At 62.7% G+C, this 12,527-nt stretch carries 10 protein-coding genes; 7 read left to right on the top strand and 3 right to left on the bottom strand.

Annotation, left to right across the window (positions count from 1 at the left end; all coding sequences use genetic code 11):
• Positions 1-64 precede the first annotated feature (64 nt).
• Entirely contained in the window at positions 65-1,357 is a 1,293-nt protein-coding gene (locus QO002_RS05980) for an NCS2 family permease (protein ID WP_307227638.1), read from the top strand.
• Positions 1,358-1,467: 110 nt separating this feature from the next.
• Here QO002_RS05980 and QO002_RS05985 read toward each other — a convergent pair whose 3' ends face one another.
• Positions 1,468-1,953 carry an ureidoglycolate lyase gene (locus QO002_RS05985; protein ID WP_307227640.1) on the bottom strand — a complete coding sequence of 162 codons (486 nt, stop codon included), beginning with the start codon at positions 1,951-1,953 and terminating at the stop codon, positions 1,468-1,470.
• A 119-nt stretch (positions 1,954-2,072) separates the two neighbouring features.
• A complete protein-coding gene (gene puuE, locus QO002_RS05990) occupies positions 2,073-3,491 on the bottom strand; it encodes an allantoinase PuuE (protein WP_307227642.1) in 1,419 nt (472 codons plus the stop codon).
• Between the two features lie 158 nt (positions 3,492-3,649).
• On the opposite strand from puuE, the gene uraH reads away from it, so the two are divergent.
• The 4 genes from uraH to xdhC are packed head-to-tail and all read left to right on the top strand — an operon-like array spanning position 3,650 to position 8,693.
• The gene (gene uraH, locus QO002_RS05995; RefSeq protein ID WP_307227644.1) at positions 3,650-4,015 is read left to right on the top strand and encodes a hydroxyisourate hydrolase; all 366 of its coding nucleotides are present in this window, start codon (positions 3,650-3,652) and stop codon (positions 4,013-4,015) included.
• A 2-nt stretch (positions 4,016-4,017) separates the two neighbouring features.
• Positions 4,018-5,487 (top strand): xanthine dehydrogenase small subunit, encoded by a 1,470-nt coding sequence (xdhA, locus tag QO002_RS06000; RefSeq protein WP_370878458.1) that lies wholly within the window; start codon positions 4,018-4,020, stop codon positions 5,485-5,487.
• A gap of 10 nt (positions 5,488-5,497) precedes the next feature.
• On the top strand, positions 5,498-7,864 hold the full coding sequence (xdhB, locus tag QO002_RS06005) for a xanthine dehydrogenase molybdopterin binding subunit (protein WP_307227646.1): 2,367 nt from the start codon (positions 5,498-5,500) through the stop codon (positions 7,862-7,864).
• Entirely contained in the window at positions 7,839-8,693 is an 855-nt protein-coding gene (xdhC, locus tag QO002_RS06010) for a xanthine dehydrogenase accessory protein XdhC (protein ID WP_307233194.1), read from the top strand. The genes xdhB and xdhC overlap by 26 nt, the downstream gene beginning before the upstream one ends.
• Before the next feature lie 119 nt (positions 8,694-8,812).
• On the opposite strand, the gene QO002_RS06015 is transcribed toward xdhC, so the two are convergent.
• Complete coding sequence (locus QO002_RS06015) at positions 8,813-9,760, bottom strand: LysR family transcriptional regulator (protein WP_307227648.1); 948 nt, start codon at positions 9,758-9,760, stop codon at positions 8,813-8,815.
• A gap of 138 nt (positions 9,761-9,898) precedes the next feature.
• On the opposite strand from QO002_RS06015, the gene QO002_RS06020 reads away from it, so the two are divergent.
• On the top strand, positions 9,899-11,140 hold the full coding sequence (locus QO002_RS06020; protein ID WP_307227650.1) for a urate hydroxylase PuuD: 1,242 nt from the start codon (positions 9,899-9,901) through the stop codon (positions 11,138-11,140).
• Positions 11,137-12,480 carry a guanine deaminase gene (gene guaD / locus QO002_RS06025; RefSeq protein ID WP_307227652.1) on the top strand — a complete coding sequence of 448 codons (1,344 nt, stop codon included), beginning with the start codon at positions 11,137-11,139 and terminating at the stop codon, positions 12,478-12,480. The genes QO002_RS06020 and guaD overlap by 4 nt, the downstream gene beginning before the upstream one ends.
• Positions 12,481-12,527 lie beyond the last annotated feature (47 nt).

Genomic DNA, 12,527 nt, shown 5'->3' on the forward strand with positions numbered 1-12,527 from the left:
GGAGCGCGCTATCGGATCTTATCGTCGTTCGGCGGCGTCGGGGACGTCCGCCATGGGAGGGAATATGTTTGAACGGCTTTTCAAGCTGAGTGAGCACGGAACGTCTGTCCGCACCGAAGTGATTGCGGGCGTCACGACGTTTCTCACGATGTCCTATATCATCTTCGTCAACCCTGACATCCTGTCGACAACGGGCATGGATCGGGATGCGATCTTCGTTGCAACCTGTCTGGCTGCGGCACTCGGCACGCTGATCATGGCGCTCGTCGCCAACTGGCCGATCGGCATGGCCCCGGGCATGGGCCTCAACGCCTTCTTCGCCTTCACCGTCGTCGCGGCGCTGGGCTTTACCTGGCAGCAGGCGCTGGGCGCGGTGTTCATTTCCGGCGTCATCTTCCTGATCCTGACGGTGACCGGCGTGCGAAGCTGGCTGATCGCCGGCATCCCCCATTCATTGAGAAGCGCCATCGCCGCCGGTATCGGGCTTTTCCTCGGCATCATCGCCTTGAAGAATGCCGGCATCGTCGTCGACAATCCGGCAACGCTCGTCGGCTTGGGCGATCTGAAGCAGACCGGGCCGCTGCTGGCGATCTTCGGTTTCTTCGTCATCGCAGTGCTCGATGCGCTCAGGGTCAAGGGCGCAATCCTGATCGGCATTCTCGCCGTTACCGTACTGTCCTGGGTCACCGGCGTCAGCGAATTCCGCGGCGTCGTTTCCATGCCCCCGTCGATCCTGCCGACTTTCATGCAGCTCGACATCATGGGCGCGCTGCATGGCGGCCTCGTCCACGTCATCCTCGTCTTCGTCCTCGTCGAAGTGTTCGATGCGACCGGCACGCTGATCGGTGTCGCCAAGCGGGCGAACCTGATCGAAGATGGCAAGCCGAGCCGCCTCGGCCGCGCACTGCTCGCAGACAGCACCGCCATCGTTGCGGGTTCCCTGATGGGCACCAGCAGCACGACGGCCTACGTCGAAAGCGCGTCGGGCGTACAGGCCGGCGGCCGCACGGGCCTGACTGCTCTGATCATCGCGATCTTCTTCCTGGCCGCCCTGTTCATCTCGCCGCTTGCCACTTCGGTTCCGACCTATGCGACGGCGCCGGCGCTGCTCTACGTGGCTGGCCTGATGATGCGCGAACTGACGGAAATCGACTGGGACGACCTGACGGAGGCGGCACCGGCGGCGCTGACCGCGCTTGCCATGCCGTTCACCTACTCGATCGCCAACGGTCTTGCCTTCGGCTTCGTCAGCTATGTCGTCCTGAAGGTGTTCACCGGCCGCTGGAGCATCCTGCATCCGGCCACCCAGATCGTAGCGGCGCTGTTCGTCATCCGCTTCGCCTTCTTCGCGGGATAAGAAAACCGCTCAAGCAAAAGGGCCGCGTCATCGACACGGCCCTTTTGCTTTGGGTTGATTTCGAGAGCATCGGCCCCGGCCCGGACATTCCGGGCCGGGGCCTTTTCCGTTCAGCGGACGAGGAAGGGCTGGTCGTAAAAATGCTCTTCCAGGTTCACGCCCTCACCGCCGCGATCGACGACGGCGAAATCGGAGATGCCATCGAGCGGCGTCAGGATGCCGTGCCAGACGTTGCGGCCAATATTGACGCCCTGGCCGGGGGCGGTGCGAAAGGCGATCGGCTCTGCTGGACCATCCGGCGTTTCCTCGGCGACGACGACGAGGAACGGGTAGTCGGTGAGCGGAATGAAAGCCTGGCTGCCGAGCGGATGACGCTCGACCATGCCGAGCTTCAGCGGCAGCGGATAGGGCTCGCCGCGCAGCAGGCTGATCATCGGTCGCGCTTTCTCGCCCGCAGTCTCGATCTTGGCGAGATCGTGGTAACGCGTACATTTGCCGGCATTGATCGGGAAATTGGGCGCGCCATCGGTCTCGATGACGTCGCCGAAGGGCGCGAATGCCTCGCGGGTCAGCGGTTGGATTTCGATCGTTTTCATCATGCCTCCTCAAGAATGAACGGGGTGAAATCTGCAGTCCCCGCCTGGGCGACGGCTGCTTTGGAAACTGCGACCGGGAGAATGGCCGCGTGGGTCACCCTCCCGGTCCTGTCGGTGTCTCAGGCCGGCAACATGTCGCAGAGGCGCAGAAGCGCGATCCGCTCGACCTGGCGGCAGGCCGTGTTGAACTCGGTCTGCCGGTCGTTGGCGACGCGGGTTTCGAACGCGGCAAGGATCTCGTCCTTGCTGCGCCCCTTGACCGCCATGATGAACGGGAAGCCGTATTTTTCGACATAGCTGCTGTTGAGCGTGGTGAAACGGGTCCGTTCCGCATCCGTCAGTGCATCAAGGCCGGCCGAGGCCTGTTCGCTGGTCGAGCTTTCGGTCAGGCGCTTGGCCAAGGCGAGCTTGCCGGCAAGGTCCGGGTGGGCGTTAAGGACACCCAGTCGTTCCTTTTCCGTCGCGGTGCGAAAGACGGCGGTGAGCGCCGCATGCAGGCCGCCTGCCGTATCATTGGCCGGGCCAAGTTCTCCGGCATGGGCGCGGCGCGCGATCCAGTCAGAATGTTCGAACACGCCGCCGAACTGCGCGATGAATGCGTCTTGCGGCATGCCTGACGGCCGGCTTTCATAGGTCCGGGGCGGATGGGTTTTCGCCCAGTGCTCGGCAATGTCGATGCGGCGGGCGAGCCAGACCTGGTCGTGGCTTTTCACGTAGTCGAGGAACCGGGCAAGCGCCATTGCGCGGCCCGGGCGCCCGACGAGACGGCAGTGCAGGCCGATATTCATCATCTTCGGCTGGCCGGAAGCACCCTCGGAATAGAGCACGTCGAAGGTATCCTTCAGGTAGTCGAAGAACTGCTGGCCGCTGTTGAAGCCCTGCGCCGTTGCAAAGCGCATGTCGTTGGTATCAAGCGTATAGGGGATGACAAGTTGCTGGCCGCCGGCATGGGCGTGCCAGTAGGGCAGGTCGTCGGCATAGCTGTCCGAGACATAGGCGAAGCCGCCTTCCTCGGCGATCAGATCGACGGTGTTTTCAGAGCAGCGGCCGGTATACCAGCCGCGCGGCCGTTCGCCGGTGACGGCGGTATGCAGGCGGATCGCCCCAGCGATCGCAGCACGTTCCGTGTCGCGGTCCATGTCCTTGTGCTCGATCCATTTGAGGCCGTGCGAGGCGATCTCCCAGCCGGCATCCTGCATCGCCGCGACCTGGGCCGGGGAGCGCTGCAGCGCTGTCGCAACACCATAGACGGTGACGGGGATATCGCGCTCGCTCAGCAGCCGGTGCAGACGCCAGAAGCCGGCGCGGGCGCCGTATTCGTAGATCGATTCCATGTTCCAGTGGCGCTGGCCGACCCAGGGCTGGGCGCCGACGATCTCGGACAGGAAACCTTCCGAGGCCGCGTCGCCATGCAGCACACAGTTTTCGCCACCCTCCTCATAATTGACGACGATCTGCACGGCGATCCGCGCGCCGTTTGGCCAGGTGGCGTCGGGCGGGGTCGCGCCGTAGCCGTGCAAATCCCTGATATATCTCATGAATGTTCCTCCAAATTGCTGATGTCGACTGAATGCTAACGCAGAAGCCGATGGCCCCATTCCTCCGAAAATTTTGAAAGTCTCGAAGAACAGGCTCGCTATTCAGGGGAAATGGCTTCGTCGATAGTCGGACAGCAATCGTTCGGGAGGTTTGTCCTATGAAGTCTCACTCTGGAAATGACGGTCGCCTGACGACCCATGTGCTGGACACGGCCTTGGGCCGCCCCGCCGCCGGCCTGCGCATCGATCTCTACCGGATTGAAGGCGCCGACAGCCAGCATGTTCGGACCACCGAGACCAATGACGACGGCCGCTGCGACCAGCCGCTCTTGAGCGGCGCCGACATGAAGGCCGGCGTCTACGAGCTGCGCTTCCACGCCGGCGCCTATCTGGCGAACGCCGGTTCCGGCCCGGCCTTTCTCGACCTCATCCCGATCCGTTTCGGCATTGCCGACGAGACGGCGCATTACCACGTGCCGCTGCTGGTTTCGCCCTACAGCTACTCGACCTACCGGGGGAGCTGAGCATGGCCACGCGCAACACAATCCGCTTTCTTCTGAACCACAAGCCGGTCGAACTTTCCGACGTCTCGCCGGTTCGCACCCTGCTCGATTTCCTGCGGCTGGAGCGCAATCTGCGCGGCACCAAGGAAGGCTGTGCGGAAGGCGACTGCGGTGCCTGCACGGTGCTGGTCGGGCGGCTTCTGAACGGCGTCCTGAAATATGAGAGCGTCAATGCCTGCATCCGATTCGTCGGTTCGCTGGATGGCTGTCATGTTGTGACGGTGGATGCTCTGGCCCTGCCGACCGGCCCGCTGCATCCCGTGCAACAGGCCATGGTCGACACGCACGCTTCGCAATGCGGCTTCTGCACGCCGGGCTTCGTCATGTCGCTCTACGGCCTCTGGATGGAAGATCCGAAACCTTCCATCACCGCGATCGAGAAGGCGCTGCAGGGCAATCTGTGTCGCTGCACCGGCTACGCGGCAATCATCCGCGCGGCCGAAGCGGTGTCCACGATCGGCGATGCCAACCGCGATCCGCTCATTGCGGAGCGCGCGGCGATCACCGAAAAGCTTGAAGCGCTTCGCGACGGCAGCCGCGTCGTCGTGGGCGAGGGCAAGGACCGGATCATCCTGCCTGCCTCCGTCAATGACCTCTCGGAAGTCTTTGCAGCAGAACCCTCGGCGCGGATCGTCGCCGGCTCGACCGATGTCGGCCTGTGGGTGACGAAGTTCATGCGCGATATCGCGCCGGTCGTGCATATCGGCCACCTCGACGAATTGAGGGCGATCACGACCGATGCCGATAGCATCACGCTCGGCGCCGGCGTCAGCTACACCGAGTCCTATACCGTCATCGTCAGGCACTTCCCGCAGCTTGCCGAACTCTGGGACCGTATCGGTGGCCAGCAGGTGCGCAACATGGGCACGGTCGGCGGCAACATCGCCAACGGCTCGCCGATCGGCGACACGCCGCCAGCCTTAATTGCGCTTGGCGCCAGCGTTTCGCTGCGCAAGGGTAGAGAGCGCCGCCGTGTGCCGCTTGAAAGCTTCTTCATCGACTATGGCAAGCAGGATCGCCAGCCCGGCGAGTTCGTCGAAGCGGTGCATATCCCGTTCCTGAACAAGGGCGAACAATTCGCGGTCTACAAGATCACCAAGCGCCTCGACGAGGACATCTCCGCCGTCTGCGGCGCATTCCGTGTGGCATTCGATGAGACCGGCAATGTCGCCAAGGCCGTCATCGCCTTCGGCGGCATGGCCGGAACGCCGAAGCGGGCGGCCAACGCCGAAGCTGCCCTTGTCGGCAAAGGCTGGAACGAAGCGTCCGTCGCGGCCGCGATGGAGGCCCTTGGCGCCGACTATACGCCGCTCACCGATTGGCGCGCCTCGGCCGATTATCGCCTGCTGGTCGCGAAAAATCTGCTGAAGCGCTTTCATCTGGAAATGCAGGGCACCGAGCCCGTGCGGCTTGACCGCAAGATCGCCGTGTGAGGAGAACGCCATGAATGTGATGCAGCCCATCGACCGCATCCGCGGCGCCGTCCACGACAAGGAACGGCATGAATCCGGACACAAGCACGTCACCGGAACCGCGGAATATATCGACGACATGCCGGAACCGGCAGGCACCCTGCATGCCTATCTCGGCCTGTCGCAACGGGCCCATGCCGAAATCCTGTCGATCGATTTCGACGCGGTTGCCGCAAGCACCGGTGTCGTCGGCATCCTGACGGCTGTCGATATTCCCGGTGAAAACGATGTGAGCCAGGCGCACAAGCATGACGATCCGGTGTTTGCGACCGGCCTTGTCGAGTTTCATGGCCAGCCGATCTTCGCCGTCATCGCCGAGAGCCGCGAGGACGCGCGGCGCGCCGCCGCCAGGGTGAAGATTGACTACCGCGACCTGCCGCATGTGACCGATGTCATCGAGGCGACCGAAGCCAACTATCCCCTCGTCATCGATCCCTTGAAGCTCGAACGCGGCGATATCGCCGATGGTTTCGCCAGGGCAAGGCACATCCTAGAAGGCGAGATGCGAATCGGCGGGCAGGACCATTTCTATCTCGAAGGCCAGATTTCGCTCGCCATTCCCGGCGAAGATGAAGAGGTGACGGTCTATGCCTCCACCCAGCATCCCAGCGAAACACAGCACATGGTCGGTCAGGTGCTCGGCGTGCCCTCCCATGCCGTGACCGTCAATGTGCGGCGCATGGGCGGGGCCTTTGGCGGTAAGGAGACGCAGGCGAACATTTTCGCGGCCGTCGCTGCCCTTGCAGCGAAAAAATACGGCCGCGCGGTGAAAATCCGCCCGGACCGCGACGACGATATGACTGCCACCGGCAAGCGCCATGATTTTCATGTCGACTACAAGCTCGGCTTCGACGATGAGGGGCATATCGATGCTGTCGACGCAGTGTTTGCCGCGCGCTGCGGCTTTTCCGCCGACCTGTCCGGCCCGGTCACCGACCGCGCATTGTTCCATGCCGATAACTGCTATTTCTACCCGAATGTTCGCCTGCGCTCGCGGCCGGTGAAGACCAACACCGTCTCCAACACCGCCTTCCGCGGTTTCGGCGGGCCGCAGGGCATGGTCGGCGGTGAGCGCTTCATCGAGGACATCGCCTATACGCTCGGCAAGGACCCCCTGGAGATCCGCAAGCTGAATTTCTATGGCGGTGAGGGCCGGAACCTGACGCCCTATCATCAGACGGTCGAGGACAACATCATCGGCCGCATCATCGAGGAGCTGGAGCAGTCGGCGGACTATGCGGCGCGGCGTGCCGACATCGTCGCCTTCAACCGCAAGAGCAGCGTCATCCGCAAGGGCATCGCGCTGACGCCGGTGAAGTTCGGCATCTCCTTCACCAAGACGGAATACAATCAGGCCGGCGCGTTGGTGCATGTCTATGCCGATGGCTCGATCCAGCTGAACCACGGCGGAACCGAGATGGGGCAGGGGCTCTATACCAAGGTCGCGCAGGTGGTGGCAGACGAGTTCCAGGTCGATCTCGATCGCATCAGGGTCACGGCGACCTCGACCGGCAAGGTGCCGAACACATCTGCGACCGCGGCCTCCTCGGGTTCCGACCTCAACGGCATGGCGGCGGCCGATGCGGCGCAGCAGATCAAGGCGCGGCTGGTCAAGTTCGCGGCCGAACGGTTCGGTGTTGCCGAAAGCGATGTTGCTTTCGAACCCAATGTCGTGCGCGCCGGGATCGAGCGCATTCCCTTCCCGGATTTCATCAAGGCTGCCTATGGCGCCCGCATCCAGCTTTCGGCGGCGGGTTTCTACAAGACTCCGAAGATCCACTGGAACCGTGCCGAAGGCCGTGGCCGACCATTCTTCTACTATGCCTATGGTGCATCGTGCTCCGAGGTCAGCGTCGATACCCTGACCGGCGAATATCAGGTCGATCGCACCGATATCCTTCACGATGTCGGCCGCTCGCTCAATCCGGCTCTTGATATCGGCCAGGTCGAGGGCGCCTTCGTGCAGGGCATGGGTTGGTTGACAATGGAGGAGCTGTGGTGGGATGCGAAGGGGCGGCTGCGCACCCATGCGCCGTCGACATACAAAATCCCGCTTGCGTCGGACCGTCCGCGCATCTTCAATGTCCGCCTTGCCGACTGGTCGGTGAACCGCGAGGAGACGATCCGGCGGTCGAAGGCGGTCGGCGAGCCGCCCTTCATGCTCGGCATCTCCGTGCTTGAGGCGATCTCCATGGCGGCGGCGAGCGTTGCCGATTACCTGATACCGCCGCGCATCGATGCGCCGGCGACGCCGGAACGGGTTCTGATGGCGGTCGAGCGCCTGCGCTGCCAAGGTATAGAGGATAACGATGCTGGCCTTCCGCGAAGACATTCGTGACTTCCTGCGCGCCGAGCCTGACTGCATCCTCGTTACGTTGACGGGGGCGGCAGGCTCCACGCCGCGCGATACCGACGCTTGGATGCTGGTGTCGCGCGCGCGGCTGTTCGGCACGATCGGCGGCGGCCAGCTGGAATATATGGCCATCGACCAGGCCCGCCGCGCGCTTCGAACCGATAGTCTTGCGGCGGGGCTGGCCGTGCCGCTCGGGCCTGCCATCGGCCAATGCTGCGGCGGTCATGTCGGCATCGCCTTTACCCGTATGGACAAGGATGTGGCCCTGCAGCTTGTGGCGCGCAGCGACGCCGAGATCGCCAGCCGGCCGCATGTCTATGTGTTTGGCGCAGGCCATGTCGGCCGCGTGCTGGCGGCAGCCCTTTCGCTTGCGCCGCTGCGGGTTATTCTGGTGGATACGCGCGAGGAAGAACTATCGGCCTGCCCGGTCGCGGGCATCGAGACCTGCCTCACGCCGATGCCGGAAGCGATCGTGCGCGATGCGCCGCCGGCAAGTGCCTTCGTGGTGCTGACCCATGATCATGCGCTCGATTTCCTGATCACCGCCGAAGTCCTGCAGCGCGAGGATGCCGCCTATGTCGGCATGATCGGTTCGAAGACCAAGCGCGCGACATTCCGCAACTGGCTGTCGCGGGAAGTCGCCCGGCCCGATCTCTTCGATCGCCTCATCTGCCCGATCGGCGGGACGACGGTGAAGGACAAACGCCCGGCTGTCATCGCAACGCTTGCCGCCGCGGAAATCCTGACGGCGGCGCTCCTGCATAATTCCTTAAATCGAAATCGATTTAAGGATAAAATTATGCAGAAAATTTAAAGGGTTACAGCAGCCTTGGCGCGTCATATCTGACGCACGGCGCTGTAAGGCGGCCGCTCGCTAGGAAAGCTGAAAAACCGCGTGTCGAAGTGAAAGCCTGAACGGCTGGACCGCGCCCCTCAGCCGGTGGCGACCGCGTCCTCGCGGGGCGGATCCGCAAGCAACCTGCCGATCAGTCGCTGACAGCGCTCGGCCATGAAATCGATCATCAGCCGGACCTTGGGATCCTGGAACCGCTTGTGCGGATAGATCGCCGCAAGCTGCACGCTTGTCGGCGGCGAGTCCTTGAGGATCTCCACCAGCGCGCCGCAATCCAGATGCGCCTTCACCTCGAACAGCGGCTTGTTGATGATGCCGCGTCCTTCCAGCGCCCATTGGGTCAGCACATCGCCGTCGTCGGAATCATAAGGGCCGCCGATCTCGAATTTGCGCGGTCCTTCCGGCGTCTGCAGCGTCCAGTAATATTCCTTCGAGCCCGGATAGCGCAGCAGAAGACAGTCATGCTTGTCATCGATCAGCGCATCGGGGGTCGCGGGCGTACCGCGCTTTTCGAGATAGGCGGGGGCCGCGCAGATTACGCGCTCGCAATTGAGGATGCCGCGCATGCGCAGGTTGGAATCCTCCAGCACGCCGAGCTTGAATGCGACATCGACGCCTTCGCTCAGGATATCGATATTGTGGTCTGACAGGCGAAGCCTGACCTCGATGTCAGGGTATTTGTCGTGGAAGGCGGGGATGCCCGAGGCGATCAGGCGCCGCCCGATGCCCAGCGGGGCAGTGATGCGCAGCGCGCCCTTGGGGTTCTGCGAAAGATCAGCGATCGCGCCCTCGGCCTCGTTGACGGCCTCGATGATCTTGACGGCGCCCTCGTAGAACACCCGGCCATGCTCGGTCGGCGTCAGCTTGCGGGTGGTGCGGTTGAATAGCCGGACGCCGAGATGGCGCTCCAGCTCCTTGATGCGATTGCTGGCGACGGCGGGCGTGACGCGTTGGTCGCGCCCGGCTGCTGACAGGGTTCCGAGTTCGACGACCCGGACAAAGACACGCACGTTATCGAGATAGGACATGGCTCTTCATACCACACCAGATTGCCGATAGCAGCCGAGCCGATCTTATAGATTTTTTTGATAGTGTTCGGGGAATAGGCGGGATTTTCGTGGTAATCGCCAGATGGCACAAGCCTCCCAAAGACAGGGGAGAGCTGTATGTATGAATATGCCATTGCCTGGGACTGGTTGACCTTCGTCGTCCGCTGGCTTCACGTCATCACCGCGATTGCCTGGATCGGCTCGTCCTTCTATTTCGTCGCGCTCGATCTCGGCCTGAAGAAGCACCCGAACCTGCCGGCCGGCGCCTATGGCGAGGAATGGCAGGTCCATGGCGGCGGTTTCTATCACATCCAGAAATATCTCGTGGCGCCGTCCAACATGCCGGAGCACCTGATCTGGTTCAAATGGGAAAGCTACGTCACGTGGCTTTCCGGCTTCGGCATGCTGTGTCTCGTCTATTATGCCGGCGCCGATCTCTATCTGATCGACCCCAATGTGCTTGACGTTTCCAAGCCCGTCGCCATCGCCATATCGCTCGCCTCTATTGCCTTTGGGTGGATCGCCTACGACCTGATCTGCCGCTCGCCCCTAGGCAACGACAACACGCGGCTGATGGTGCTGCTTTATTTCATCCTGGTCGCCATGGCCTGCGGCTATACACAGCTGTTCACCGGCCGTGCCGCCTTCCTGCATCTCGGCGCCTTTACCGCGACGATCATGTCAGCCAACGTGTTCTTCATCATCATCCCCAACCAGAAGATTGTCGTCGCCGACCTTATCGCCGGCCGCACGCCGGATGCGAAATACGGCAGGATTGCCAAGCAGCGCTCCACCCACAACAACTACGTGACGCTGCCCGTCCTCTTCCTGATGCTATCGAACCACTACCCGCTGGCGTTCGGCACGCAGTTCAACTGGATCATCGCCTCGCTCGTCTTCCTGATGGGCGTCACCATCCGCCACTATTTCAACACCCGCCATGCCAATGCCGGCAACCCGACCTGGACGTGGCTCGCGACCGTGCTGCTTTTCATCGTCATCATGTGGCTTTCCACCGTGCCGAAGGTGCTGACGGGCGGGGCGGCAGAGACGAAGATCTCCGCCGCGCAACAGCCTTTCGTGACGGCGGAAGCTTTCCCGAAGGTGCGCGACACCGTGCTCGGCCGCTGCTCCATGTGCCATGCCAAAGAGCCGGGATGGGAAGGTATGGTCGTTCCGCCCAAGGGGGTCATCTTCGAAACGGATGGCGATATCGCAGCTCATGCCCGCGAAATCTACCTGCAGGCGGGGCGTTCGCACGCCATGCCGCCGGCCAATGTGACCGCCATTTCCGACGACGAGCGGCGCCTGCTCGTCGCCTGGTATGAGGCCGCCGTCAAGGGAGGAGAAACCCGATGAACGAACTTTTGATCCGCGGCCGCGTGCTGACCTTTGTCGATGAGCCGAACGGCCTCGAGGATACCGCATCTTATCGTTATTTCGAAGATGGCGCCGTGCTCGTCCGCGCGGGCCGTGTCGTGACGAGCGGACCCTATGACAGGGTGAAGGGCCTCGCCACCGCAGACGCCGAAATCGCCGATCACCGCCCGAACCTCGTGCTTCCCGGCCTGATCGATACCCATCTGCATTTTCCGCAGACCCAGGCGATCGCCTCCTATGGCGCGCAGCTGCTGGAGTGGCTGAACACCTATATCTTCGTGGAAGAGCAGAAGTTCGCGCAGCCCGAGCATGCCGCCTTCATCGCCGGCCGCTTCATGGACGAGCTCATCTCCAACGGTACGACGACGGCGGTCGCCTATTGTTCCGTCCATCCTGAAAGTGTCGATGCCTATTTCACCGCAGCCGAACAGCGCGGCATGCGCATGATCGGCGGCAAGGTTATGATGGACCGAAATGCGCCGGATGCACTCTGCGATAGCCCGGAGCGTGGCTATGACGAGACCCGCCAGTTGATCGAGAAATGGCACAATCGCGGCCGCGCGCACTACGCGATCAGCCCGCGCTTTGCCATCACCTCGACGCCGGAACAGATGGAGGTGAGCCGTACCCTCGTGGCCGAGTTCCCTGACTGCTACGTCCAGACCCATCTTTCCGAAAACCGCGACGAGATCGCCTATGCAACGTCACTCTATCCGGACGCGAAGGACTATACGGACATCTACGCCCGTTACGGCCTTCTCGGCGACAAGACGCTGCTCGGACATTGCATCTATCTCGACGACCGCGAGGTTTCTGTTCTGGCAGAGACCGGCGCCGTCGGCGTGTTCTGCCCGACATCGAACCTCTTCCTCGGCTCGGGGCTTTTCGATCGCGACCGTTTCGATCGTCTCGGCGCACGCTGGTCGGTGGCGACGGATGTCGGGGCGGGAACGAGCTTCTCCATGCTGGAAACGATGGACGAGGCCTACAAGGTGCTGCACCTTCAGGGGCAGCGGCTTTCGCCGCTCAACTCCTTCTACCGCATGACGCTCGGCAATGCCCGCGCGCTCGGGCTCGACGACCGGATCGGCTCGCTCCATGCCGGCGCCGACGCCGATATCGTCGTTCTCGATTCCAGCGCCAAGCCGGCGATGGAACTACGGATGCGCACGGCAAAGTCGCTGGTCGAGGAACTGTTCATCCTGCAGACGATGGGCGACGATCGCTGCGTGGCCGAAGTCTATGTCGCCGGCAAGGCGATGAAGGCGAAGGCCATCACACGGCAGGGAGCATTAGCACGACTTCTGGAAACCGCTTGATCATGAGGCTCTCACAGGATGCGGAAAAAGGCGCTTGCTGCGAGCGG

Origin of the sequence: Pararhizobium capsulatum DSM 1112, assembly GCF_030814475.1 — a bacterium.
Classification (GTDB): Bacteria; Pseudomonadota; Alphaproteobacteria; order Rhizobiales; family Rhizobiaceae; genus Pararhizobium; species Pararhizobium capsulatum.